Genomic DNA, 26,297 nt, shown 5'->3' with positions numbered 1-26,297 from the left:
GGGTGGACGCTGACCCGGGACGCCGGACGTGCCTCCGACTTGCGCGTCGGGCACTGCCCGGTGGGAGAAGTGTCAACGTCTCGCATATGACAGGTAGATGGTCTCCGGGCATCGATGCCTTTCCGATAAGGCGTCAATTGCGGGGAGGTTAACGATCACCCTTTCGTGTGCTTTTCACCAAAGCCCTCAAGGCGCCGCGAAACCCCGCCGACAAGAAATGCGTGACTACCCTTGCGCACACCATGATGACCGCGGCTCGTTCAGCCGACTCCGGGCTCACCGGCCCGGGAGAAATCGACCGTTACGCGTACGCCGAGTCCTCCGGCTCGGCACGCACGACCAGCAACGTCCCCGCCTGGCAAGGCTCCGAGGCCGACATCAACCGCGTCGGCCGCCGCGCCACCGGAAACCGCGGACGCGGTCTGCACGGCCAACTCGTCCAGCAACTCGGCCAGATGATCGTCTCCGGCGACCTCGGAGCCGATCGTCCGCTGGTCCCCGAGGAGATCGGCCACCGCTTCGAGGTCTCCCGCACCGTCGTCCGCGAATCCCTCCGGGTCCTGGAGGCGAAGGGTCTCGTCAGCGCGAGGCCCAACGTGGGGACGAGGGTTCGCCCCGTCAGCGACTGGAACCTGCTGGACCCCGACATCATCGAATGGCGCGCTTTCGGGCCGCAGCGGGAGGACCAGCGCCGGGAGTTGCGTGAACTGCGCAGCACCATCGAGCCGTTGGCGGCCCGCCTCGCCGCCGGCCAGGTGCGGGACGAGGTTCAGCAGCGCCTCGCGGACATGGTCGAGATCATGACGCACGCACTCGGCCAGGGCGACACCCTCACCTTCTCCCGCGCGGACGCGGAGTTCCACGGGCTGCTGCTGCAGGCGGCGGGGAACCGCATGCTCGAGCACCTCTCGGGGATCGTCTCCGCCGCACTCCAGGTCTCGGGTGGCCCGGCCACCGGGTGCGACCGGGCGTCCGAGGCGTCGATCGCCCACCACAAGCGGGTCCTCGACGCACTCGCTTCGGGTGAGTCCGCGACGGCCGAGTCGGCGATGCGTCAGCTGCTCGGCGTACGTCCGGAGACCGCGGCCGCCCCCGCGGTGCCGCAGCCGGGCGGCAGCACGGGCGCCGGCGGTACGGGCGGTACCGATCACGTCGTCCCGGCGCCCCGCGAGCACTGAGCGAAGTGCCCGAAGCTCCGGCGTCCCCGTGCCTCGGGGGCGAGCCGGAGCGGGGGACGCGACCGACAAGCCGCGCCGGCGGCACATACGGATGCGCCGCCGGACATCGGCGGCGCATCCGTATCGCGTCCATCAGGGCGGTGCCTGGTCGTACAGGCGCCCCTCTTGTCCGTCTTTCAGGGATTTTTCACAGAATGCATGCGTGCAGGATGTGATCCGGGCCACGCGTATTGCCCGTAACGCTTCGCGGTGCAGCGCGATGACTCAAGAGGTGACAGCCGAGGAGGAATACGAAGCCCGAGCCCGGCGCTCAACCAGGCGCCGTATTCCTTCGATGCTCAGCCCGCGCCGTCGGTCCATCCCCACCGGCGGTTTGCCGTTTCCATCGTTCCGAGAGGTTGTTCGTGTCGGCCAGCACATCCCGTACGCTCCCTGCGGAGATCGCCGAATCCGAATCTGTGGTGGCGCTCATCGAGCGGGGAAAGGCTGAGGGGCAGATCGGCGGCGACGACGTGCGTCGGGCCTTCGAGGCTGACCAGATTCCGCCAACCCAGTGGAAGAACGTACTGCGCAGCCTCAACCAGATCCTCGACGAGGAGGGTGTGACGCTGATGGTGAGTGCCGCAGAAGCCCCCAAGCGCACCCGTAAGAGCGTCGCGGCGAAGACCCCGGCGAAGCGCACCGCCACGAAGACGGTTCCCGCCAAGACCGCTGCCGCGAAGCAGGCCAACGCCAAGCCGGAGACGGCCGCGGAGACCGGCGCGGTCCCCGCGGAGGTCGTCGACGCGGCCGTTGTCGAGACAGCCGCCGAGCCGGTCAAGAAGGCCGCGGCGAAGAAGACCGCAGCCAAGAAGACGGCCAAGAAGGCGACCGCCAAGAAGGCCACAGCGAAGAAGGGCGCAGGCAAGAAGTCCGTCGTCGACGAGCTCCTCGAGGGCTCGGACGAGGCCGCCGACGAGGCGCCGTCCAAGGCGGCGAACAAGCCCGGCGCGAACGACGGTCCCGCCGCGGAGGTGAAGAACGAGAACGAGGGCTTCGTCCTCTCCGACGACGACGAGGACGACGCGCCCGCGCAGCAGGTCGCGGCGGCGGGCGCCACGGCCGACCCCGTCAAGGACTACCTGAAGCAGATCGGCAAGGTGCCGCTCCTCAACGCCGAGCAGGAGGTCGAACTCGCCAAGCGGATCGAGGCCGGTCTCTTCGCCGAGGACAAGCTCGCCGCGGCGGACAAGCTCGCACCGAAGCTCAAGCGCGAGCTGGAGATCATCGCCGAGGACGGCCGCCGGGCCAAGAACCACCTGCTGGAGGCGAACCTCCGTCTGGTCGTCTCCCTGGCCAAGCGCTACACCGGCCGCGGCATGCTCTTCCTGGACCTGATCCAGGAGGGCAACCTCGGTCTCATCCGCGCCGTCGAGAAGTTCGACTACACCAAGGGCTACAAGTTCTCGACGTACGCGACCTGGTGGATCCGGCAGGCCATCACGCGCGCGATGGCCGACCAGGCCCGCACCATCCGCATCCCGGTGCACATGGTCGAGGTCATCAACAAACTCGCGCGCGTCCAGCGGCAGATGCTCCAGGACCTGGGCCGCGAGCCCTCGCCGGAGGAGCTGGCCAAGGAACTGGACATGACGCCGGAGAAGGTCGTCGAGGTCCAGAAGTACGGCCGCGAGCCGATCTCCCTCCACACGCCCCTCGGTGAGGACGGCGACAGCGAGTTCGGTGACCTCATCGAGGACTCCGAGGCAGTCGTCCCCGCCGACGCGGTCAGCTTCACGCTCCTCCAGGAGCAGCTGCACTCGGTGCTGGACACGCTCAGCGAGCGCGAGGCGGGCGTGGTGTCGATGCGCTTCGGCCTGACGGACGGTCAGCCGAAGACCCTGGACGAGATCGGCAAGGTCTACGGCGTGACCCGTGAGCGGATCCGCCAGATCGAGTCCAAGACGATGTCCAAGCTGCGTCACCCCTCCCGGTCCCAGGTCCTGCGCGACTACCTGGACTGAGGCGGCCACAGGCACGCGGTTACGGCAGGGGCCGGTGATCCTTCCACGGATCGCCGGCCCCTGCCGCGTGTGCGCTGCCCGTCTCCGGATGCGGGACTGCGCCATGCGGCTCACCCTTGGTGCTCCGGATAGCCGCTCCACGGGTCTGGAGGCTGCATGCGTCGTCACCTGCGTGCGATCCCGTTGTTCCTGCTCACGGCGGTCCTGCTCGCCGGGCTGCCCGCGGCTTCGGAGCGGTTCCCGGACGGCGCCCCGCCGCGTGGTCAGGCACGGGCGCCTGAGCGGGCAGCCGGCCCCGTCGACAATCGGGCTGCCGGGCATTCCGCGGCCGTCCGTACCGGTGTGCGGGGCCGTGCGGTGGTCGGGGGGCATCCTGTCGACGCGGCGGAGCATCCCTGGGCGGTCGCGCTCTCCAGCAAGGAGCGCTTCGGCCCGGATCGCTCGGGGCAGTTCTGCGGGGGTGCGCTGGTGGACGTACGCACTGTGGTCACGGCGGCACACTGCCTCGGCCCGGAGGTGCTGGGCGCGGCCAGGGGTGAGGTGCGGGATCTGCACGTCATATCGGGGCGGGGGGATCTGGAAACCGGGTCGGGGCGCGAGGTGCCGGTGGCTTCGGTGTGGGTGGATCCGGGCTATGACGCCGCGACGAATGAGCAGGACATCGCCGTGCTCGCTCTCTCCGAGCCGCTGCCGGAGGACCACCCCGTACCCGTGGCGGCGGCTCAGGACGCCGCGTACGCCCCTGGGACCGCCGCGGAGGTCTACGGCTGGGGTGACACCAGCGGCAGCGGAGCGTACGCCTCAGGCCTCCGCGCTGCCGATGTGGAGATGGTGGAGGACTCGGAGTGCGCCCGGGCGTATCCGCGCAGTGCCTCGGGCACCTTCGGAGGGGTCTTCGAAGAGCGGTCGATGGTGTGCGCGGGAACGCCGGCGGGCGGTCGGGACGCGTGCCAGGGCGACAGCGGCGGTCCGCTCGTCGCGAAGGGCCGTCTGGTGGGGCTGGTCTCCTGGGGCGTGGGGTGCGGCGAGGAGGGGCGTCCTGGCGTCTACACGCGGGTCTCCGCGATGGCGGACGCCATACGGGCGCACAGGGGGTGAGCGGACCGCGGCGCAAGCCCCTCGCGGGCTGCCGAAGGCGGAGGGAATTCGAAGGTTTGAAGGGGCCGGGATATGGGTTGGAGGAAGTGGTTCGCTGAGAGCGAAATTCTCCGGCGGCTTACCTGAGAAACCGGATCGGGCGCGGGACAGGGAAAGGCGGCCACCCGGTGTCACCGGGTGGCCGCCCACCGTTTCCGGCTCTCAGCCGGACCGAGCTCGTCGGTTCGGGACGTTGCTTGCGTCAGTTCCAGGACGCTCGGGATTACTCGCCGGTCTCCGCATTCGCGGGAGACGCGGTGAGCTTCTCCGTCTCGTCCTGTATCTCCGCGGCGATCTTCTTGAGCTCGGGCTCGAACTTGCGGCCGTGGTGGGCGCAGAACAGCAGCTCTCCGCCACTGAGCAGCACGACGCGCAGGTAGGCCTGAGCGTTGCAGCGGTCGCAGCGATCGGCGGCCGTCAACGGAGTCGCGGGGGTCAGAACAGTAGTCACGTCGCCTCTTCTCTAGCTCGACGAGCTGTCGTACCAGGGTCAACATCCAACCAGGTCGAAAACGTTCCCGCTCTCGACGATTCCCTCGGAGGTTTCTCCGCGGGGGCGGCTGCATGTTGCCGGGTGGCGGCGAATGAGCCGTATTACGTGGGTTGCTTCGTCGTCATGTCGCTTGGTTGCTGTTGTCCAGTTGTTGTCTGTGCAGTGTTGCCGTCGGTTCCCGTTGTTGAAGGGGACGTGCCCGGAGCCTAAATGGTTCATGCGCCAAAGGGAACGTGATGTGTGCGTCACCCGCTCGTGTTATCGAACACTCTATCGAGCATGGGCTAGCATGAACCCCCTTCCCGGGTGGCGCGGCGCGCCCTCTCCTGCACTCTCGGTACCCTCTGACGCGGCAGCCAGCCACCCCCAGCAGAATTCAGCGAGGAGCGAACCGCGTGACCGCCGAACCTTCCCTGGCCACCGGCACGGGGAACACAAAGCCGTCCGCCGCACTGCTCACCGGCGCAGACCGGGACGGCGGCTCCAACTACACCGCGCGGCACCTGCTGGTTCTCGAGGGGCTCGAGGCGGTGCGGAAGCGCCCCGGCATGTACATCGGCTCCACCGACAGCCGCGGGCTCATGCACTGCCTCTGGGAGATCATCGACAACTCCGTGGACGAGGCCCTCGGAGGCCACTGCGACCGCATCGAGGTGATCCTCCACGAGGACGGCTCGGTCGAGGTCCGCGACAACGGCCGGGGCATCCCCGTCGACGTCGAGCCCAAGACGGGCCTCTCCGGCGTCGAGGTCGTGATGACGAAGCTGCACGCCGGAGGCAAGTTCGGCGGCGGCTCCTACGCCGCCTCCGGCGGTCTGCACGGCGTCGGTGCCTCGGTCGTCAACGCGCTGGCGTCGCGGCTCGACATCGAGGTCGACCGCGGAAGCCGCACGCACAGCATCAGCTTCCGCCGCGGCGTCCCCGGGATCTTCACCGAGTCGGGCCCCGATGCGCCGTTCGACCCGGCGAGCGGCCTGCGCAAGGGCAAGAAGCTGCCGAAGAACCGCACCGGTACGCGCGTGCGCTACTGGGCGGACCGCCAGATCTTCCTCAAGGACGCCAAGCTCTCGCTGGAGACGCTGTACGCCCGCGCCCGCCAGACCGCCTTCCTGGTCCCCGGGCTCACGCTGGTCGTACGGGACGAGCGCGGGGTGGAGCGGCCGGCGGGATCCGAGGGGCAGGACGCGTCCGGCTCCGGGGTCACGGAGGAGGTCTTCCACTACGACGGCGGCATCAGCGAGTTCTGCGAGTACCTCGCGCAGGACCGCCCCGTCTGCGACGTGCTGAGGCTGCAGGGCAAGGGTCAGTTCAAGGAGACGGTGCCCGTCCTCGACGACCGGGGCCACATGATCCCCACCGAGGTCCAGCGTGAGCTGGGCGTGGACATCGCGCTCCGCTGGGGCACCGGGTACGACACCACGCTGAAGTCCTTCGTCAACATCATCGCCACCCCCAAGGGCGGCACCCACGTGTCCGGGTTCGAACGCTCTGTCACCAGGACCGTCAACGAGGCGCTGCGGGCCACGAAGATCCTCCGGGTCGCCGAGGACGACGTCGCCAAGGACGACGCCCTCGAGGGCCTGACGGCGGTCGTGACGGTACGGCTGGCCGAGCCGCAGTTCGAGGGGCAGACCAAGGAGGTGCTGGGCACCTCGGCCGCCTCACGGATCGTCGCGCAGGTCGTCGCCTCGGAGCTGAAGACCTTCCTGACCTCGACGAAGCGGGACGCCAAGCAGCAGGCCCGTGCCGTCCTGGAGAAGATCGCGGCGGCGGCGCGTACGCGCATCGCCGCCCGGCAGCACAAGGAGGCGCAGCGGCGGAAGACTGCCCTGGAATCGTCCGCGCTGCCCGCCAAGCTGGCCGATTGCCGTAGTGACGACGTCGAGCGCAGCGAACTGTTCATCGTCGAGGGCGACTCGGCGCTCGGCACCGCGAAGCTGGCCCGGAACTCCGAGTTCCAGGCGCTGCTGCCGATCCGCGGCAAGATCCTCAACGTCCAGAAGTCCTCCGTCGCGGACATGCTCAAGAACGCCGAGTGCGGCTCGATCATCCAGGTGATAGGAGCCGGGTCCGGGCGGACCTTCGACATCGACCAGGCCCGCTACGGCAAGGTCATCTTCCTCGCGGACGCCGACGTCGACGGTGCGCACATCCGTTGCCTGCTGCTCACCCTCTTCCAGCGCTACATGCGCCCCATGGTCGAGGAGGGCCGCGTCTTCTCCGCCGTGCCGCCGCTGCACCGGATCGAGCTGACCAACCCCAAGAAGGGGCAGGCCAAGTACATCTACACCTATTCGGACAACGAGCTGCGGCAGACGCTGATGGACCTGCAGCGCAGGAACGTGCGGTACAAGGACTCGATCCAGCGCTACAAGGGCCTGGGCGAGATGGACGCCGACCAGCTTGCGGAGACGACGATGGACCCGCGGTACCGCACGCTGCGCCGGATCAACATCAGCGACCTGGAGTCCGCGGAGGCCGCGTTCGACCTGCTGATGGGCAGCGAAGTGGCGCCGCGCAGGGAGTTCATCAGCTCCTCCGCGGCGACGCTGGACCGCTCGCGGATCGACGTCTGATCGACGGTGCCTCGCCGCACGGACCTGCATGTCTGGTACGTCACCTGAAGGGGTGAACAGTCCAGGATGCCCCATCCGTGATCTTCTGCGCGTGCCCATCCTTGGGCCATGCGCACCGAAGACCCCTGGTACGACGACGCCCTGGCCGCAGGCTGGGGCGAGCACGACGGACTCCCCGCCGCACCGGGCCGCCCCGCAGAGGCGCGGCCCGGGGGCGGGGAGCCCGGCGATCCGCACGCGGCCGTCTACCTCACCGTCCAGCGCAGCCCCGCGTTCCAGCAGGTGCGGCGCCGGTACCGGCGTTTCGTCCTGCCCGCCACCGCGGCGTTCCTCGTCTGGTACTTCGCGTACGTGGTCACGGCCACGCTCGCCCCGCAGCTGATGGCCAGGCCCCTGGTGGGGGTCTTCAACGTGGCGATGGCCGCCGGTCTCGCGCAGTTCGCCACCACCTTCCTGCTGACCTGGGCTTACGTCCGCCATGCCCGGTTGCGCAGGGACAGACCGGCGCTCGAACTGCGGTGGGAGACGCAGGACATGACCCGCACGGGCGCCGCGGCAGCGGGCGGCCCCGGTCGCGATCGCGGCGACGCCCCCGCGCAGAGCCGCGGGGACGCCCGCAGCGGGCGGCGGGCCGAGGCGCTCGCCGACTTCCCTGGTCCGCGCACCGCTCGGGAGGGCACGCTGTGACGGACGACCACCGGACACTGACCCTGCTGCTCTTCAGTGCCGTCATCGCCGTGACGCTGGCCATCACGAGCTGGGCGGGCCGCCGGCGGCAGGGGTCGCCCGTGGAGTTCTACGCGGGCGGCCGTCTCTTCAGCCCCATGGAGAACGGGTTCGCCATCGCGGGCGACTACATGTCGGCCGCGTCGTTCCTGGGTATCTCGGGGGTCATCGCGCTGTTCGGCTACGACGGCATCCTCTACGCCGTCGGCTTTCTCGTGGCGTGGCTGGTGGTGCTGCTCCTCGTCGCCGAACTCGTACGCAACTGCGGCCGGTTCACGCTGGCCGACGTGGTCGCCGCGCGGATGCGCGAGCGGCCGGTGCGGATCGCCTCGGGCATCTCCTCCGTCACCGTCTCGGTCCTCTACCTCGTCGCGCAGATGGTGGGGGCCGGCAGCCTCGTCGCGCTGCTGCTCGGCAGCGGAAGCGGACAGGCCCGGTCGTGGACGGTGATCGGGGTCGGAGCGCTGATGATCGTCTACGTCTCCTGCGGGGGCATGCGGGCGACGACGTGGATTCAGATCGTGAAGGCGGTGCTGCTCCTGGGAGGCGCCCTCTCGCTGACGGTGCTCGTGCTGCTGCGGTTCGGCGGCGACGTCGGCGCACTGCTCAGCAGCGCCGCCGAAGGCAGCGGCCACGGGCGTGACTTCCTCGCCCCGGGGCTCCGCTACGGCGGGGAGTGGACGCACAGGCTGGACTTCATCAGCCTGGGGCTCGCGCTCGTCCTGGGCACGGCGGGGCTGCCGCACATCCTCTCCCGCTTCTACACGGTGCCGACGGCGCGCGCCGCTCGCCGCTCGGTGGTCTGGTCGATCGGTCTCATCGGCGGCTTCTACCTGATGACCGTCGTGCTGGGGTTCGGCGCCGCGGCGCTGCTGGGCAGCGATGCGGTACGGGCGTCCGATCCGGCGGGGAACACCGCGGTACCGCTGCTGTCGCTCGAACTGGGCGGGGGCGCCGAATCGGCGGGCGGGCAGGCGCTGTTCGCGATCGTGGCCGCCATCGCCTTCGCCACGATCCTGGCGGTGGTCGCGGGCATCACCCTCGCCTCCTCCGCGTCCGTCGCGCACGACCTGTACGCCTCGTTCAGCCGGCGTGCCCGGTCCGGCGGAGGCAAGGGGTGGAGCGAGGTCGGGGTGGCGCGGGTGGCCGCGGCCGTGGTGGGTGCGGCGGCAGTCGGACTCGGGCTGCTGGCACAGCAGTTGAACGTGGCCTTCCTCGTCGGGCTGGCCTTCGCGGTCGCGGCGGCCGCCAACCTTCCCGTACTGCTGTACGCGCTCTTCTGGCGCCGGTTCACCACGAGGGGCGCGGTCTGGTCGGTCTACGGGGGTCTGATTCCGGCCATCGCCCTGGTCGTCCTCTCGCCGGTGGTGTCAGGGGCGCCGGGTGCGCTGTTCCCGCATGCCGACTTCGCGGTCTTCCCCCTGGAGAACCCCGGGCTGGTGGCCATCCCGCTCGGTTTCCTGGCGGGCTGGCTCGGCACCGTCACGTCGCGCGAAGCAGCCGACGAGGCCAAGCACGCGGAGACGGAGGTCCGTTCACTGACCGGTGCGGGCGCTGTCTGAGTGCCGTCAGGGCGTGAAGAAGATGGTCCAGACCTATTGACATGTACGCGGTGACGCCGGACATTGTCTTCAACAAATTACGGCATGCCAGTTCCGTGTGATCCGTCCACAGGAAGGCAACCGCTCGATGAAACCCCGGAGTTCCTTCACGACCGGCCTCCTCGCGGCCGTCGCCCTGGCCACCGCCCCCGTACTGGTGACGCCCGCAAGCGCGGCCGAGCCCCCGCAACCTGACCGCGCGGTGGCGTCGTTCAGCGACGACTTCGACGGCCCGGCGGGCAGCCCCGTCGACGGGTCGAAGTGGCAGCTGGAGACAGGCGACAACGTCAACAACCACGAGCGCCAGTGGTACACGAGCGGTACGGACAACGCCGCACTCGACGGCCAGGGCAACCTCGTGATCACCGCGAAGAAGGAGAACCCCGCCGACTACCAGTGCTGGTACGGCGCTTGCGAATACACCTCGGCCCGGCTGAACACCGCCGGCACGTTCAAGACGACCTACGGGCACGTCGAGACCCGCCTGAAGGTGCCCGAGGGCCAGGGCATGTGGCCCGCCTTCTGGATGCTGGGCGAGGACATCGGCAGCGTCGGATGGCCGGAGTGCGGCGAGATCGACGTCATGGAGAACGTCGGGTTCGAGCCCGGGACGGTCCACGGCACGCTCCACGGGCCGGGCTACTCCGGGGGCGGCGGAATCGGAGCCGGATACTCCCTGCCGGACGGGCAGAAGTTCTCCGACGGCTTCCACACCTTCGCCGTCGACTGGTCCCCGGAGAAGATCACTTGGTCGGTGGACGGCAACGTGTACCAGACCCGTACCCCCGCGGACCTCAACGGCAACCGGTGGGTCTTCGACCACCCCTTCTACCTGATCCTGAATCTCGCGGTCGGCGGTGACTGGCCGGGCGATCCGGACGGCAGCACCAGCTTCCCGAAGCAGCTGGTGGTCGACTACGTCCGCGTCACCGGAGGCAACTGACCGGGGGAGGGGCGGGGCCGCCCTCCTCGGGGCCCCGCCCCTACGCCCTCTCCCGCTCCACGTCCTCCGACGCGGACGCCGCGGCCGTCCCCGGTGACGCCGCCCCTGCCGAAGCAGCGGCCGTCCCCGGGTGGAGGGCGTGCGGCAGCACGACGGTGAACTCCGCACCGCCCAGCTCGGCTTCGCCGATCCGCGCCGTACCGCCGTGCCGCTCGGCGAGCCGCCGCACGAGGGCGAGGCCCAGACCCCTCTGACGGTGCGCGGGCGGTTCCTTCGTGGACCATCCCTCGGCGAAGACGAGATCGCGCTGGTCGTCGGGTACGCCCGCGCCGCTGTCGGCGACCCGCAGGACGATGCCGGTACCGGCCCCGCCGTCCTCCCGGCCGGCCCCGGACGCGCCGTCGTTCCGGAGCCCCTCCCGGCCCCCGCGCAGCCCCACTCCGTCCTGCCCGTCCTGAGGGCGCAGCTCCACCGACACCCGGGGATCCGCGGAACCGGCCGCCGCGTCCACGGCGTTGTCGACGAGGTTGCCGAGCACGGTCGCAAGCTCCCGCGGGTCGACCAGCCGGTCCGGCAGCCGTGTGCCCGACGTGGTGTGCAGGACGACGCCGCGCTCGGCGGCCACCGTCGCCTTCCCCACGAGCAGCGCGGCCAGCAGCGGATCCCCCACACGTTCGGTGATCTGCTCGGCTGTCGCGCGGTGCACTCCGACAGCGGCGCTGAGATAGTCGACCGCTTCGTCGTACTGGCCGAGTTCCAGCAGCCCCAGCAGGATGTGCATCCGGTTGGCGTGCTCGTGGTCCTGGGCGCGGAGGGCGTCGATCAGGCCGCGGGAGCCGTCGAGTTCGCGCCCCAGCAGCTCGAGTTCCGTCCGGTCGCGCAGCGTGGCCACCGCGCCGCCGTCGCCCGTGGGCATGCGGTTGGCCACCAGTACGCGGCCGCCCCGGACGGTGAGCAGGTCCGAGCCGGTGACGCTCCCGCACAGCACGTCCGCCGTGCGTCCCGGGCCGAGGGCCTCCGCCAGGGGCCGTCCGGTGTCCTCGGGCCGGAGCTCCAGAAGCCGCTGCGCCTCGTCGTTGATCAGCCTGAGGCAGCCGCGGGCGTCGAGGGCGACGACGCCCTCGCGGATGCCGTGCAGCATGGCTTCCCGCTCGTCCAGCAGCGCGGAGATGTCGGAGAAAGCCAGGTCGTGGGTCTGCCGCTGGAGCCGCCGGGAGACGAGCACCGCGGCGAGCACTCCGACGGCCAGAGCCCCGCACGCGTACGCCAGCAGCTCCGGCACCGCGCCCAGCAGCCTGTCCCGTACGCCGTCGTAGGCGATGCCGACGGAGACCGCGCCGACGAGGCGGCCCTCCTCGTCGCGCAGCGGAACCTTTCCGCGTGCGGACCGGCCGAGGGTCCCCTCGTCGATGTGCCGTACCTCGCGTCCGGCCAGCACCGCGCCCGGATCGGTGGAGACGTGCTCGCCGACGCGGCGGCGCTCCGGGTGTGACCAGCGGATGCCGTCGGTGTCCATGACGACGACGTAGCCGGCGCCCGTGGACTTGCGTATGCGTTCCGCCTGGGCCTGCACCGGGCCGTCGGCGGAGGGCCCTGCCTCCGAGCCGAGCCGGCGGGCGAGACCGGGGCCGGCCGCCGTCGTCTGCGCGATGGCCAGGGCGCGGTCCATCGCCCGGTCGTCCAGCTCGTCGCTGAGCGGTGCGAGGAAGAAGACCGTGACCAGCGCGGTGACGCCGGTGGCGATGGCCAGCTGCATCAGCAGGACCTGCGAGAACACACGCTGCGGCCATCGGACCCGGCTCAGGGGGGCGCGCAGGCGTTGCCGCACATCGGTCGGGGGTGTGCCGGGGGCGGAGGCGTCGGATGGGGTCACGGGGTCCTCGTTTGCGGTGCACGACGGGACGGGCGGGCGCCGGCAGGGGCCGTACCGGGCGGAGGGGAGAGGCGGGCGGGGCCGCTCTCCTGCGTGTGTGCGAGACGGTAGCCCGTCCGGGTGCTGTCCGCTGTGACGTGCGCGATCCCCGGTCAGCGCACCCTCGCGGCCCGGCGCACCTGCCACCGTCCCGTCCCCTCCGGGCCGGGCTCGCGGTGAGAGCACACGGCGCCCTCCACTACGATCAACAGCCGTTCAGACGGCACCACGCTGGAGGCACCGCCCGTGACCACCCGCCGCGTCCCGGTCATCGTCCTGGCAGGGTTCCTCGGTTCCGGCAAGACGACTTTGCTCAACCATCTGCTGCGGAACAGCCGCGGCACCCGGATCGGCGCTGTCGTCAACGACTTCGGCAGCATCGGGATCGACGCCATGGCGGTGGCCGGCCAGGTCGACTCGATGGTCGCCCTCGGGGACGGGTGCCTGTGCTGCGCGGTGGACACCAGCGACCTCGACGAGGTTCTCGACAAGCTGGCCCGCCCGTCAGTGGACATGGACGTCATCGTCGTCGAGGCCAGCGGGCTCGCGGAGCCCGAGACGATGATCCGCATGATCCTCGCCGCCCGGAGCGAGCACATCGTCTACGGCGGGCTGACAGAGGTCGTCGACGCCGCCGAGTTCGACCGCACGCGCGAACGCCACCCGGAGCTGGACCGGCATGTGCGGGCCGCCGACCTCGTGGTGCTCAACAAGACGGACCGGGTCTCCGAGCCGGTACGGCAGACGCTGCAGGAGGAACTGGCCAGGCTCAGCCCGGGTACGCCGGTCGTCACCGCGGCACACGGGCGGATCGACCCCTCGCTGCTCTTCGACCCGGCGCGGCGGGAACGTCCCCCGGTCGAACAGCTCTCCTTCGAAGACCTGCTGCGCGAAGAGCGCGAAGAGCGCGAAGAGCGCGGCGAGGACGGCGGGGAAGGCAGCGACGGGGCCGCGCAAGAGGCCACGGACGGTGACGCAGAAGGATGCGGGCAGGACGACCACACAGGGCATCTGCACGCCGCGTACGAGAGCGTGTCGTTCACCTCGGACCGGCCGCTGCACTCCAGGCGCCTCATGGACTTCCTGGACAGCCGGCCGGCCGGGCTCTACCGCATCAAAGGCCACGTCGACCTGGGGCCGGCCGACCCCGCGAACCGCTATGGCGTGCACGCTGTCGGCGGGTTCCTGCGGTTCACGCCGGAGCGGTGGCCGCAGGACGAGGAGCGGCTCACCAGGCTGGTGCTGATCAGCGCGGGCGCCGACACGGCCGCCCTGCGCGAGGAGCTGGAGGGCTGCGTCGCGGACGGGGCCGAGGACGACGATCCGAACGCTCTGTGGGGCGTGCTGCGGTACGTCGAGGAGCCCGGGGAGGGCGGCTGGGACGAAGGCCGCGCCGGCGACCGCTCTCCGGCAGACGACCTCGCGGGGGATGACGCGCCCTGGTACGAGCCCGAAGCCGAGGAGGAGCCGGTCGCGGGGCCCGGTCTCTGATCTGACCGGGCCCGACCGCCGGTGAACGCCCCGCCGCCGGGGGCGCCCGTCCGGCGGGGCGTCCGTGCGCCGAGCCGGCGCCTACACGGGCCCCGCGACGACCGCGACCGGCTTCTGCAGCGGCACCCCCGACCCGTCGCGGCGCGGATCGATCTCCGGCAGCTCCGCCGGTGTGCCGTTCTTGGACGCCGCCTTCGCGGGCGCGGGACCGGCCCAGGCCAGCGCGAGGCAGTCCTCACCCTTGAGGAACCGCTGGCAGCGCACGCCTCCCGTCGCGCGCCCCTTCCGCGGGAACTGGTCGAACGGGGTGAGCTTCGCCGTACTGATCGAGTCGTCCAGGGTGCCGTGCGAACCGGAGAGCGTGAAGACCACCGCGTCCACGGACGGGTCGACCGCGGTGAAGGAGATGACCTTCGCCTCACCCGTCAGTTTGACGCCGGCCATGCCGCCCGCACCCCGCCCCTGCGGACGGACCTGCCCGGCCGGATAACGCAGCAGCTGAGCCTCGTCGGTGATGAAGACCAGGTCCTCCTCGCCCGTGCGCAGCTCCGCGCCGCCCACGACGCGGTCGCCCTCGCGCAGCGAGATGACCTCCAACTCCTCCTTGTGGGCCGGGTAGTCCGGCACCACCCGCTTGACCACGCCCTGTTCGGTGCCCAGCGCCAGGCCGGGGGAGGACTCGTCGAGGGTGGTCAGGCAGATCAGGTCCTCGTCGTCCTCCAGGGAGAGGAACTCCGAGACCTGCGCGCCGCCCGCGAGATGGGGGGCGGAGGCCGACTCCGGCAGCTGCGGCAGGTCGACGACGGTGAGCCGCAGCAGCCTCCCCGCCGAGGTGACGGCGCCCACCTCACCGCGCGTCGTCGCCGGCACGGCGGAGACGATCACGTCGTGCTTGGCGCGCTTCGCGTCCTGGTCGAAGGCGGGTTCGCCGTTGGCGGTACGGGCGAGCAGGCCCGTCGAGGAGAGCAGCACCCGGCAGGGGTCGTCGGCGACCTCCAGCGGGACCGCGGCCACCTGCGCGCCCGCCGACTCCAGCAGCTCCGTGCGCCGGGGGGTGCCGTACTTCTTCGCGACGGCGGCGAGTTCGCCGGAGACGAGCTTGCGCAGCTCCGCGTCCGACTCCAGGATCCGCGTCAGCTCCTCGATCTCGGAACGCAGCCGGTCCCGCTCGCTCTCCAGCTCGATGCGGTCGAACTTGGTGAGCCGCCGGAGCGGGGTGTCGAGGATGTACTGGGTCTGCACGTCGCTGAGCCCGAAGCGGGCCATCAGCGATTCCTTGGCCTGCGCCGAGTTCTCACTCGACCTGATGATCCTGATGACTTCGTCGATGTCGATGAGGGCCACCAGCAGCCCCTCGACCAGGTGCAGCCGGTCCTTCCGCTTGGTGCGGCGGAACTCGCTGCGCCGGCGCACCACGGTGAACCGGTGGTCGACGTAGACCTCCAAGAGCTCCTTGAGGCCGAGCGTGAGCGGCTGGCCGTCGACGAGCGCGACGTTGTTGATGCCGAAGGACTCCTCCATCGGCGTCAACTTGTACAGCTGCTCCAGTACCGCTTCCGGGTTGAAACCGTTCTTGATCTCGATGACCAGGCGCAGCCCGTGGGCGCGGTCGGTGAGGTCCTTGACGTCCGCGATGCCCTGCAGGCGCTTGGAGTTGACCAGATCCTTGATCTTGGAGATGACCTTCTCCGGGCCGACGGTGAAGGGCAGTTCCGTCACGACGAGGCCCTTGCGCCGGGGCGTGACCTGCTCGACGTAAGCCGTGGCGCGCATCTTGAAGCTGCCGCGGCCGCCCGCGTAGGCGTCCTTGATCCCGTCCGTGCCGACGATCCGGCCGCCCGTCGGCAGGTCCGGACCCGGGACGAAGCGCATCAGCGTCTCCAGATCCGCACCGGGGTGCTTGATCAGGTGCCGTGCGGCGGCGATGACTTCGCCGAGGTTGTGGGGCGGCATGTTGGTGGCCATGCCGACCGCGATGCCCGAGGAGCCGTTGACCAGCAGGTTGGGGTAGGCGGCCGGAAGCGCGCCCGGTTCCTGCTCGCTGCCGTCGTAGTTGGGCGCGAAGTCGACCGTCTCCTCGTCGATCGACTCGACCATCAGACCGGCCGCGGGCGCGGAGCGGCACTCCGTGTACCGCATCGCCGCGGGCGGGTCGTCGTTGCCCAGCGAACCGAAGTTGCCGTGTCCGTCGACCAGCGGCAGCCGCATGGAGAACGACTGCGCCATGCGCACGAGCGCGTCGTAGATGGCGCTGTCGCCGTGCGGATGCAGCTTTCCCATCACCTCGCCGACGACCCGGGCGCACTTGACGTAGCTCCGCTCCGGGCGGAGGCCCATCTCGTGCATCTGGTACAGGATCCGCCGCTGCACGGGCTTCATCCCGTCGCGGGCGTCGGGAAGCGCACGCGAGTAGATGACCGAGTAGGCGTACTCCAGGAAGGAGCCCTGCATCTCGTCGACGACGTCGATGTCGAGGATGCGCTCTTCGAAATCTTCCGGTGGAGTCTTCGTACTGCGGCGGGCCATCGCGGCTGGCTCTCCTTAAGGGTGCGTACCGGTGCGGGCGGCTGCTGTCGAGCCGGGTACGGATGCGGACTCGACGCGGACCATTGTGGACCGCGTCGCCGACAGCCGGCTCCCCGGCCCGTCAGGCCGGGGTGCCGCCGGCGCCGCTCCGTCGGAGGACGGCCCGCGGCGGGCCGGGCCCCAGGGCGTACCGTACGGGAACTCCGCACGCTGTCGGCGCGGTTGCATAGGGTGACAGAACCGCTTGCCACGACGTGCACGCAACTGACGCGATCGAAGGGACTCCACAGCCCATGGGTCACACGGCCACGCCCCCGCCATCCGTCGGCGGGCTGACAGCGACCGAGCACAGGCTGGCCAACGGCCTGCGAGTGGTTCTCTCAGAGGACCACCTCACCCCCGTAGCGGCGGTCTGCCTCTGGTACGACGTCGGCTCGCGCCACGAGGTCGCCGGGCGCACGGGTCTCGCCCACCTCTTCGAGCACCTGATGTTCCAGGGCTCCGCGCAGGTGCAGGGCAACGGCCACTTCGAACTGGTGCAGGGCGCCGGCGGGTCGCTCAACGGCACCACCAGCTTCGAGCGCACGAACTACTACGAGACCATGCCCGCCCACGAGTTGGAGCTGGCGCTCTGGCTCGAGGCGGACCGCATGGGGTCGCTGCTCGCCGCCCTGGACGAGGAGTCGATGGAGAACCAGCGCGACGTCGTGAAGAACGAGCGCCGCCAGCGTTACGACAACGTGCCGTACGGCACCGCCTTCGAACGGCTGACGGCGATGGCCTTCCCCGAGGGCCACCCCTACCACCACACGCCGATCGGCTCGATGGCCGACCTGGACGCGGCCTCGCTCGAGGACGCCCGCGAGTTCTTCCGTACGTACTACGCGCCGAACAACGCGGTGCTGAGCGTCGTCGGCGACATCGATCCGGAGCAGACGCTGGCCTGGATCGAGAAGTACTTCGGCTCCGTGCCGGGCCACGAGGGGAAGCGGCCGCCGCGCGACGGCACCCTGCCCGACGTGATCGGCGAGCAGAAGCGCGAGGTGATCGAGGAGGACGTCCCCGCCCGTGCGCTGATGGCCGCCTACCGGCTGCCGCACGACGGCACGCGCGAGTGCGACGCGGCCGACGTGGCGCTCACCGCGCTCGGCGGCGGCGAGTCCTCGCGTCTCAACAAGCGCCTCGTGCGCCGCGACCGGCTCGCTGTCGGTGCCGGCTTCGGGATTCTGCGCCTGGCGGGCGCGCCGTCGCTGGGATGGCTCGATGTGAAGCTCTCGGGCGGCGTCGAGGTCTCCGCCGTCGAGGAGGCCGTGGACGACGAGCTGCGCCGTTTCGCCGAAGAGGGCCCCACGCCCGAGGAGATGGAGCGTGCGCAGGCCCAGCTGGAGCGCGAGTGGCTGGACCGGCTGGCGACGGTCGGCGGCCGCGCGGACGAACTGTGCCGCTACGCGGTGCTCTTCGGCGACCCGCAGCTCGCGCTGACCGCGGTGCAGCGCCTGCTGGAGGTCACTCCTGAGCAGGTACGGGAAGTGGCCGCCGCCAGGCTCCGCCCGGACAACCGCGCAGTGCTCGTCTACGAGCCCACCGAGCAGAGCGAGCCGACCGAGCAGAGCGAGGAGCCCGCCCAGTGAGCGACGCCCCCAACCCCGCACAGTCCACCGATACGGGCACGACGAGTACGGCAGGTAAGTCGATGGAGTTCCACCCCCGGCCCCAGGGCGGACGGCCCAAGCCGTGGGCGTTCCCCGCCCCCGAGCGCAGCCGCCTCGACAACGGGCTGACGGTGCTGCGCTGCCACCGCCCGGGTCAGCAGGTCGTCGCCGTCGACGTCTCCCTGGAAGCCCCGCTGTACGCGGAGCCCAAGGGGCTCGACGGCGTCGCCACGATCATGGCCCGCGCCTTCTCGGAGGGCACCGACAAGCTCGACGCGGAGCAGTTCGCCGACGAACTGGAGCGGTACGGCGCCTCGTTGGACGCCTACGCCGACCACGCCTCCGTGCGTGTCTCCCTGGAGGTCCCGGCGTCCCGGCTGCACAAGGCGCTGGGCCTGCTCTCCGACGCGCTGCGCGCTCCGGCCTTCCCCGAGGGGGAGATCGAGCGGCTGGTCGGCAACCGCCTGGACGAGATTCCGCTCGAAATGGCGAACCCGACCCGGCGTGCCGCCAAGGAACTCGCCCACGAGCTGTACCCGGCGGACGCCCGTATGTCGCGCCCGCGCCAGGGCACCGAGGAGACGGTGGCGCGCATCGACGCGCAGGCGGTGCGCGCGTTCTACGACGCGCACGTACGGCCCGCGGCGGCCACGGCGGTCGTCGTCGGCGACCTGGAGGGCGTCGACCTGGACGCGGCGCTGGCCGGCACCCTCGGCACGTGGCAGGGCTCCGCGGCCGAACCGCGCCAGGCGCCGCCCGTCACGGCGGACGACACCGGGCGGGTGGTCATCGTGGACCGCCCCGGTTCCGTGCAGACCCAGCTGCTCATCGGCCGTATCGGCCCGGACCGGCACGACCGCGTCTGGCCCGCCCAGGTGCTCGGCACGTACTGCCTCGGCGGCACCCTCACTTCGCGTCTGGACCGCGTGCTGCGCGAGGAGAAGGGCTACACCTACGGCGTGCGGGCCTTCAGCCAGGTCCTGCGTTCCTCCGCCGACGCCACGGGCGCCGCGCTGCTGGCCATCTCCGGATCGGTGGCGACGGACGTCACGGGGCCGGCGCTGTCGGACTTGTGGAACGTGCTGCGCACGCTGGCGGCCGACGGGCTCACGGAGGAGGAGCGGGACGTCGCCGTGCAGAACCTCGTGGGCGTGGCGCCGCTGAAGTACGAGACCGCGGCAGCGGTCGCCGACACCCTCGCGGAGCAGGTCGAGCAGCAACTCCCGGACGACTTCCAGGCACGCGTGTACACGCAGCTCGCGGAGACCGGCACCGTGGAGGCCACCGCGGCCGTCGTGAACGCCTTCCCCGCGGACAGGCTGGTGACGATCCTCGTCGGTGACGCCTCCCAGATCGCCGATCCGGTACGGGAGTTGGGGATCGGCGAGGTGAAGGTGGTCTCCGGCGGCTGAACCGGGCGGCGTGCCGGCCCACTCACGGTCGGGTACGCCGTGCGGGAATCGGACGCGGTGCGGCCCCGGTTCGGGAAGTCTCCGGACCGGGGCCGTCGCGCTGTGCCGCCCCTATGTCCGGATTGACGCGTGTTGCCCCGGTCGCTTGTGTGGCCTACGCGACAAATCAAGGGTTTGGTTTGGCAGTTGGCAGATGCCCCATTTAGCGTCGATCCGGCTGTTCGTCAGAAGTGACCGCGACCGCGGCCGACGTTCAGCATCGCCGAGTCCCCCGTACCACCACGTACCCGGGGGAGCCGGGGATCCTTCCCTCGGCGCCGTTCGCGGCGCGAGAGGGTCCCTTCGCAGGCCGGGCCGGTTTCGACCGGGCCGCCAGTGAGGGGGTGGGGTGAATCGGAGCGCCTTGCGAGAGGCGGTCCGTAGGAGACCTTCCTGCTCCGAACCGACTGGGGATCCCTTGCCGGCTGGACAGTACGTCCAGCGGCGGAGGCAGACCCGGTAGGCGAGAAGGAAGGAAAGGAGTCACGCCAGCCCATGGCGTTCACCCATGCCTCGGGGAGGCACCGTCGTCCCCGCCGCATACCGCGCCGCGGCGCCAAGGCGGTCGGCATCGCCGGCCTCACCGCCGCAGGCGTCGTCGGTTCACTCGCCACACCCTCGATGGCCGCGGGCGATCAGAAGCCCCAGGCCGCGGACGAGAGCACGCAGGCGCCCGGAGGCAGCCGGGCCGTGCAGGCCGCCGGCGGGTCCGGAAGCGAGACCGGTCTGACCCGTGCCGTCGGCTTCGGCGACTCGATCGCCGACACCGTCGGTGACCAGGCCCGTGCGCAGAAGGCCGCAGCCGCCGAGGCCAAGGCCGAGCGCGAGGCCAAGCGCAGGGCCGCCGCCGAGAAGGCCGAGCGGGAGCGCGAGGCCCGTGAGAAGGCGGCGAGGGCCGCTGAGCGGGCGAAGCTCAACGCGTACAAGGCCCCGGTGGAGGACCCGTCGCTCTCCACCCCGTACCAGTCCTCCGGCGGACTGTGGTCCTCCGGCAGCCACACGGGCGTCGACTTCCAGGCCGCCGAGGGCACGAAGGTGCAGTCGGTCGCGGCCGGCGAGGTCGTCGAGGCGGGCATGGACGGCTCGTTCGGCAACAACGTCGTCATCAAGCACCGGGACGGTACGTACACGCAGTACGGCCACCTGTCGTCCCTCAGCGTCTCCGCGGGGCAGTCCGTCACGTCCGGCCAGCAGGTCGGCCTGGCCGGCTCGACGGGCAACACCACCGGCCCCCACCTGCACTTCGAGGCGCGTTCCGGCCCGGACTACGGCACGGACATGGACCCGGTCGCCTACCTCCGCAAGCACGGCGTCGACCTCTGACACCGTCGCGGCCCGGCAGAGCCCCCGATCGCGGTCACGCGTGGTCGGGGGCTCACCCGTGCCGCTCGCGGCGTCACGGCCGAGGCCCCACCGGGGCCACGCACCGTGCACGGGCCTGTGCGCACTGCCAGATGTCACCGGAAGACTGAGTCACCGGAAGACCGAGTCACCGGAAGACTGAGTCACCGGAAGACTGAAGATCCCCGAAAAACCGAAAGGACGGAACCCCGGTCGCCGGCCGGGATGCCGTCCGCGTGTGAAAGCGCCCCCTCCGGCTCCGGACAGGGGGCGGGTCTCAGCCCGGGGTCAGAGATTCGCAGGTCAGACCGTTTCCGGAAGCTCGTCCAGGCCCTCGGAGACCAGCGTGGCCAGCCGCTCCAGCGCGCCTTCCGCGTCCACGGCCTCGGAAGCCAGCACGATCTCCTCGCCCGCCTCCGCGCCGAGGCCGAGCACGCCGAGCATCGAGGCGGCGTTGACCGGAGTGCCGTCCTCGCCCTTCTTCACCGTCACGGGAACGCCCGCAGCCGCCGCGGCACGGCAGAAGATCGAGGCGGGGCGGGCGTGCAAGCCCTCGGCCCAGCCGACGGTCACGCGGCGCTCTACCATGGTTGTTGCCCTTCGATTCGTACTCGGCTCCGGCCACGAACCAGTCTCGCATGTGACCCCTGCCGGTCGACCGCACCCCCGTGACGTGCACTGGCGTACGGGAAGGCACGCCATGGCCCGTACGGCCTTACCCTGACACCCATGCGTACCCCGGAGGAGCCCTCCTACCCGGCGCACTGGGAAGCCGACGTGGTGCTGCGCGACGGCGGGACCGCCCTGATCCGCCCCATCACCCCGGACGACGCCGAGCGGCTCGTGAGCTTCTACGAACGGGTCTCTGACGAGTCGAAGTACTACCGCTTCTTCGCGCCCTACCCCCGGCTCTCCGACCGCGACGTGCGCCGCTTCACCCATCACGACTACGTGGACCGTGTCGGCCTCGCCGCCACCGTGGGCGGCGAGTTCATCGCGACCGTCCGCTACGACCGGGTGGACGACTCGGGCCGGCCGGCCGCCACCCCCTCCGCGCAGGCGGAGGTCGCCTTCCTCGTACGCGACGACCATCAGGGCCGCGGAGTGGCGTCGGCGCTCCTGGAGCACATCGCCGCCGTCGCCCGCGAGCGCGGTATCCGGCGGTTCACGGCGGAAGTCCTCCCCGCGAACACCAAGATGATCAAGGTGTTCACGGACGCGGGGTACTCGCAGAGCCGCAGCTTCGAGGACGGCTCCGTCCACCTCACCTTCGACCTGGAGCCCACCGAGCAGTCGCTCGCGGTGATGAGCGCCCGTGAACAGCGGGCCGAGGGCACCTCCGTGCGGCGGCTGCTCGCCCCGGGCTCGGTCGCCGTGATCGGAGCCAGCCGTTCACCGCGCGGAGCGGGGCGCGCGGTTCTCGGGAGCCTGCGCAGCAGCGGCTTCACGGGCAGCGTGTACGCGGTGAACCGTGCACTGCCGGAGGGCACGGACGAACTGGACGGCGTCCCCGCCCGCCGCTCCGTGCGGGACGTGCCGGAGCCTCTGGACCTCGCCGTCGTCGCGGTCCCCGCCGGCGAGGTGCCGGAGGTGGCGCGGGAGTGCGGTGAGGCGGGGGTGCGGGGCCTGGTGGTGCTCACGGCCGACTTCGACCGGGACGAGCAGCGCGAACTCGTCCGGCTCGCCCGCTCGTACGGCACGCGCGTCGTCGGGCCCAACGCGTTCGGGCTGATGAACACCGCACCCGGCGTACGTCTCAACGCCACGCTCTCGCCCGAGACGCCGCGGCCCGGACGCGTGGGCCTCTTCACCCAGTCCGGAGCCATCGGCATCGCCCTGCTCGCCGGGCTGCACCAGCGCGGCATCGGCCTGTCCAGCTTCGTCTCCGCGGGCAACCGCGCGGACGTCTCCGGCAACGACGTCCTGCAGCACTGGTACGAGGACCCGGACACGGACGTCGCGCTGTTCTACCTCGAATCCATCGGCAACCCGCGGAAGTTCACGCGGCTCGCCAAGCGCACGGCCGTACGCAAGCCGATGGTGGTGGTGAAGGGAGCGCGGCACAGCGGCAGCGCCCCGCCGCGCGGCCACGCCGCCCCCGTCTCCCGGACGCCCGCCGGTACCGTCACCACGCTGCTGAGGCAGGCCGGGATCGTCATGGTCGACACGGTCACCGAACTGCTCGACGCCGGGGCGCTGCTGGCCACGCAGCCCCTCCCGCAGGGACGGCGCGTCACCATCCTCGGCAACGCCGAGTCCCTCGGGCTGATCAGCTACGACGCCGCCCTCGCCGGCGACCTGCGTCCCCACCCCGTCCAGGACCTCTCCACGTCCGCCACCCCCGGCGACTACCGCGCCGCCCTGCGGGCCGCGCTGGAGGACACCGGGACGGACGCCGTCGTGGTCACCGTCATCCCCTGGGTCGGCGACACTCCCGTCGCGGAACTGGCCGACGCCCTGCACGAGGCGTCCGAGAGCGCGGAGAAGCCGGTGGCCGTCGTGCACTTGGCGATCGAGGGGCTCGACGACGCGCTGTCCGAGCGGGGCATCCCCTCCTACCCCGCGCCCGAGCGCGCCGTCCGCGCCCTGTCGGAGGCCTCCCGGTACGCCCGCTGGCGGCAGGACGCGGTGAATCCCGGCCGGGTCCCGGAGATCGACGTCGACGAGGCCGCGGCGTCGGCGCTGCTGGAGCGGGTCACCGCCGGTACGGCGGACGACGCGGACAGCGCCCGCTCCCGGGACGCCGCGGGACCCTCCCTGACCGGCGAGGACACCGAGGCGCTGCTGTCCTGCTACGGGATCGCCGTCCAGCCGACCGTCCCCGCCCCCGACGCCGACGCGGCCGTCGCCGCCGCCGGGCGGCTGGGCTACCCCGTCGCCCTGAAGACGACGGCACCGCATCTGCGCCACCGGGCCGACCTGGGCGGCGTGCGCCTGGACATCGCCTCGGAGGCCGGCCTGCGGCGTGCGTACGCCGAGCTGACCGAGGCGTTCGGCGGGCCGGAGGAGCTGCGTCCCGTCGTGCAGGCGATGGCGGCGCGCGGAGTGGACACCGCGATCACGGCCGCCGTCGACCCGACGATCGGCGCGGTGCTCTCGTTCGGTCTGGCCGGAACCCCGTCCGAGTTGCTCGGGGACGTCGCGCACCGGCTCGTGCCCGTCACCGACAAAGAGGCTGCCGGGCTGGTGCGCTCCCTGCGCAGCGCCCCCATCCTCTTCGGCTGGCGCGGTGCCCAGCCCGTCGACACCGGCGCGCTGGAGGATCTGCTGCTGCGCGTCTCGCGGCTCCTGCACGACCATCCCGAGATCGTCGCCGTGGACCTGGAACCGGTGGTCGTCGCCACGCGGGGGGTGACCGTGCTGGGAGCGGCCGTCAGCGTGGCCGAGCCGCCCCCGCCGACCGACCTCGGACGTCGCAGCCTGCCCGCCTACTGAACGCACCTGGCCCCGTAGGATGGCCCGCATGGCGAAGACCGGTACGACGACGCAGGGGCTGCGCGCGGCGATCGAGCGCAGTGGCTACTACCCGACCCTCGTGGCCGAGGCCGTCGAGGCGGCGGTGGGCGGCGAGCCCGTCGTCTCCTTCCTCGTGCACCAGGAGACGACGTTCGACTCCAACGAGGTGCGCCGCCATGTCACGGTCCTCGTCCTGACGGACACCCGGTTCATCGTCAGCCACACCGACGAGCAGCCCGCCGACGGCACTTCCACGTCCTCCTACGCGACGACGTCGACCGAGTCGGTCAAGATCCAGCGCATCTCCTCCGTCGTCCTCTCCCGCGTCGTCGCCGACCCCGAGTCCTACACGGCCGGCACGCTGCCCCGCGAGGTCGTGCTCACCATCGGCTGGGGCGCGGTCTCCCGTCTCGACATGGAGCCCGCCACCTGCGGCGACCCCAACTGCGAGGCGGACCACGGCTACACGGGCTCCTCCACGGCCGACGACCTCTCGCTGCGGGTCAGCGAGGCCGCGGACGGCCCCGACACGGTGCGGCAGACGCTCGCCTTCGCGCAGGCCCTGTCAGAGGCCACGGTGACCCCGTCCTGATGGCACAGGCCGCCCCCGCGCATCAGCAGGAGCCCGTTCCGCTGGACCCCCGTTCGGCGCCCGTGCCGCGGTACGGCCAGGCGTCGCTCTCGGACCTCCTGCCCGCCGTCGTCTCCGCACAGGGCGTGGAGGGCCTGACGACGGCTCTGGAGCTCGAACCGGCCGACCGCGTCTGCGTGTTCCTCGTCGACGGCCTCGGCTGGGAGGCGCTGCGGGCACATCCGGAGGAGGCCCCGTTCCTCACGTCGCTGCTGCCGAGTTCGCTGAACGGCACCGGCGCCCCCCTGACCGCCGGATTCCCCTCCACCACGGCGACGTCGCTCGCGTCCGTGGGGACGGGCATGCCCCCCGGGCGGCACGGTCTGCCCGGCTACACCGTGCGGGACCCGGAGACGAGCCGGCTGATGAACCAGCTGCGCTGGCAGCCCTGGACGGATCCGCACGTGTGGCAGCCGTACCCGACCGTCTTCCAGACCGCCGACGCCGCCGGGATCGCGGCGAGCCAGGTCTCGGCGCCGCACTTCGAGCACACTCCGCTGACGCGGATCGCGCTCTCGGGCGGGACGTTCCACGGGGTGCTCAGCGCCGAGGAGCGCATGGACAGGGCCGCCGGCTGCCTGGCCGCCGCGGACCGCGCCCTCGTCTACACCTACTACGCCGAGCTGGACTCCAACGGCCACCGCTACGGCATGAACTCCGACGCCTGGCGCGGCCAGTTGATGTACGTCGACCGCCTCGCGCAGCGCCTCGCAGAGCAACTGCCGCCCCGTTCCGCGCTGTACGTCACGGCGGACCACGGCATGGTGGACGTGCCGTCCACGGCAGAGGCCCGCTTCGACGTGGACGAGGACTGGGAGCTGAACGCCGGGCTCGCCCTGCTCGGCGGTGAGGGCCGCATGCGCCACCTGTACGCGGTGCCGGGCGCCGCACGCGACGTCCACTCGGTGTGGCGCGAGGTCCTGGCGGGCCAGGCGTGGGTGGCGTCGCGTGAAGAGGCCCTCGAACTGGGCTGGTTCGGCCCGGTCGTCGACGAGCGGGTACGGGCACGCGTCGGGGACGTCGTCGCCGCGATGACCGGGGACGCCGCCGTCGTGGCCACCGAGCGCGAACCGAAGGAGTCCGCGCTGATCGGCATGCACGGTTCGGCCACCCCCGCGGAGCAGTTCGTGCCGCTCCTCGAGGTCCGCACGTAGCACGCACGCACCGAGCCGGCGACAAC

Annotated in this window: 17 protein-coding genes and 1 pseudogene; 14 read left to right on the top strand and 4 right to left on the bottom strand. The window is 71.3% G+C overall.

Annotated features, from left to right (window positions below):
- Positions 1–167: 167 nt before the first annotated feature.
- The 3 genes from H181DRAFT_RS21490 (at position 168) to H181DRAFT_RS21480 (ending at position 4,279) form a co-directional block, all read left to right on the top strand.
- Entirely contained in the window at positions 168–1,178 is a 1,011-nt protein-coding gene (locus tag H181DRAFT_RS21490) for a FadR/GntR family transcriptional regulator (protein WP_074467978.1), read from the top strand.
- A 404-nt stretch (positions 1,179–1,582) separates the two neighbouring features.
- The gene (locus tag H181DRAFT_RS21485) at positions 1,583–3,181 is read left to right on the top strand and encodes an RNA polymerase sigma factor (protein ID WP_254666932.1); all 1,599 of its coding nucleotides are present in this window, start codon (positions 1,583–1,585) and stop codon (positions 3,179–3,181) included.
- 156 nt (positions 3,182–3,337) lie between these two features.
- Positions 3,338–4,279 (top strand): serine protease, encoded by a 942-nt coding sequence (locus H181DRAFT_RS21480; RefSeq protein WP_045866206.1) that lies wholly within the window; start codon positions 3,338–3,340, stop codon positions 4,277–4,279.
- A 262-nt stretch (positions 4,280–4,541) separates the two neighbouring features.
- On the opposite strand, the gene H181DRAFT_RS21475 is transcribed toward H181DRAFT_RS21480, so the two are convergent.
- Positions 4,542–4,769, bottom strand: coding sequence for a DUF7455 domain-containing protein (locus H181DRAFT_RS21475; protein WP_045866205.1), 228 nt, complete (start codon positions 4,767–4,769; stop codon positions 4,542–4,544).
- A gap of 437 nt (positions 4,770–5,206) precedes the next feature.
- Between H181DRAFT_RS21475 and H181DRAFT_RS21470 the strand changes: the two genes are divergently transcribed.
- From H181DRAFT_RS21470 to H181DRAFT_RS21455, 4 genes and pseudogenes are all read left to right on the top strand, one after another.
- Positions 5,207–7,387: a DNA gyrase/topoisomerase IV subunit B gene (locus tag H181DRAFT_RS21470; protein ID WP_045866204.1), complete on the top strand. Its 2,181-nt coding sequence runs from the start codon at positions 5,207–5,209 to the stop codon at positions 7,385–7,387.
- Positions 7,388–7,495: 108 nt separating this feature from the next.
- Positions 7,496–7,930, top strand: a pseudogene (locus H181DRAFT_RS21465) (DUF485 domain-containing protein); the annotation flags it as partial.
- Between the two features lie 140 nt (positions 7,931–8,070).
- Entirely contained in the window at positions 8,071–9,675 is a 1,605-nt protein-coding gene (locus H181DRAFT_RS21460; RefSeq protein WP_045866203.1) for a solute symporter family protein, read from the top strand.
- A gap of 127 nt (positions 9,676–9,802) precedes the next feature.
- The gene (locus H181DRAFT_RS21455; RefSeq protein ID WP_045866202.1) at positions 9,803–10,657 is read left to right on the top strand and encodes a glycoside hydrolase family 16 protein; all 855 of its coding nucleotides are present in this window, start codon (positions 9,803–9,805) and stop codon (positions 10,655–10,657) included.
- A 40-nt stretch (positions 10,658–10,697) separates the two neighbouring features.
- On the opposite strand, the gene H181DRAFT_RS21450 is transcribed toward H181DRAFT_RS21455, so the two are convergent.
- Positions 10,698–12,413 (bottom strand): ATP-binding protein, encoded by a 1,716-nt coding sequence (locus tag H181DRAFT_RS21450; protein ID WP_078895904.1) that lies wholly within the window; start codon positions 12,411–12,413, stop codon positions 10,698–10,700.
- A 402-nt stretch (positions 12,414–12,815) separates the two neighbouring features.
- On the opposite strand from H181DRAFT_RS21450, the gene H181DRAFT_RS21445 reads away from it, so the two are divergent.
- On the top strand, positions 12,816–14,060 hold the full coding sequence (locus tag H181DRAFT_RS21445; protein ID WP_045866201.1) for a CobW family GTP-binding protein: 1,245 nt from the start codon (positions 12,816–12,818) through the stop codon (positions 14,058–14,060).
- A gap of 81 nt (positions 14,061–14,141) precedes the next feature.
- Here the strand turns inward: H181DRAFT_RS21445 and H181DRAFT_RS21440 are convergent, their stop codons facing one another.
- Positions 14,142–16,586, bottom strand: a complete 2,445-nt coding sequence (locus H181DRAFT_RS21440) for a DNA gyrase/topoisomerase IV subunit A (RefSeq protein WP_045866200.1) — start codon at positions 16,584–16,586, stop codon at positions 14,142–14,144.
- Positions 16,587–16,879: 293 nt separating this feature from the next.
- Between H181DRAFT_RS21440 and H181DRAFT_RS21435 the strand changes: the two genes are divergently transcribed.
- From H181DRAFT_RS21435 to H181DRAFT_RS21425, 3 genes are all read left to right on the top strand, one after another.
- Positions 16,880–18,217 (top strand): M16 family metallopeptidase, encoded by a 1,338-nt coding sequence (locus tag H181DRAFT_RS21435; RefSeq protein ID WP_045866199.1) that lies wholly within the window; start codon positions 16,880–16,882, stop codon positions 18,215–18,217.
- Between the two features lie 62 nt (positions 18,218–18,279).
- Positions 18,280–19,650: a M16 family metallopeptidase gene (locus H181DRAFT_RS21430; protein WP_045866198.1), complete on the top strand. Its 1,371-nt coding sequence runs from the start codon at positions 18,280–18,282 to the stop codon at positions 19,648–19,650.
- 534 nt (positions 19,651–20,184) lie between these two features.
- Positions 20,185–21,012, top strand: a complete 828-nt coding sequence (locus H181DRAFT_RS21425) for a M23 family metallopeptidase (protein ID WP_045866197.1) — start codon at positions 20,185–20,187, stop codon at positions 21,010–21,012.
- A 321-nt stretch (positions 21,013–21,333) separates the two neighbouring features.
- Here the strand turns inward: H181DRAFT_RS21425 and H181DRAFT_RS21420 are convergent, their stop codons facing one another.
- Positions 21,334–21,618, bottom strand: coding sequence for an HPr family phosphocarrier protein (locus H181DRAFT_RS21420; RefSeq protein ID WP_045866196.1), 285 nt, complete (start codon positions 21,616–21,618; stop codon positions 21,334–21,336).
- A gap of 141 nt (positions 21,619–21,759) precedes the next feature.
- On the opposite strand from H181DRAFT_RS21420, the gene H181DRAFT_RS21415 reads away from it, so the two are divergent.
- From H181DRAFT_RS21415 to H181DRAFT_RS21405, 3 genes are read left to right on the top strand one after another with little or no spacing between them, the layout of a single operon-like run.
- On the top strand, positions 21,760–24,465 hold the full coding sequence (locus H181DRAFT_RS21415) for a bifunctional acetate--CoA ligase family protein/GNAT family N-acetyltransferase (RefSeq protein WP_045866195.1): 2,706 nt from the start codon (positions 21,760–21,762) through the stop codon (positions 24,463–24,465).
- Positions 24,466–24,493: 28 nt separating this feature from the next.
- Positions 24,494–25,078: a DUF5998 family protein gene (locus H181DRAFT_RS21410; RefSeq protein ID WP_045866281.1), complete on the top strand. Its 585-nt coding sequence runs from the start codon at positions 24,494–24,496 to the stop codon at positions 25,076–25,078.
- The gene (locus H181DRAFT_RS21405; RefSeq protein WP_045866194.1) at positions 25,078–26,271 is read left to right on the top strand and encodes an alkaline phosphatase family protein; all 1,194 of its coding nucleotides are present in this window, start codon (positions 25,078–25,080) and stop codon (positions 26,269–26,271) included. The genes H181DRAFT_RS21410 and H181DRAFT_RS21405 overlap by 1 nt, the downstream gene beginning before the upstream one ends.
- Positions 26,272–26,297: the final 26 nt, after the last annotated feature.

The sequence above is a fragment of the Streptomyces sp. WMMB 714 genome, from assembly GCF_900090125.1.
Lineage (GTDB): Bacteria > Actinomycetota > Actinomycetes > Streptomycetales > Streptomycetaceae > Streptomyces > Streptomyces daqingensis.
This window is presented reverse-complemented; position numbering and strand designations above follow the sequence as displayed.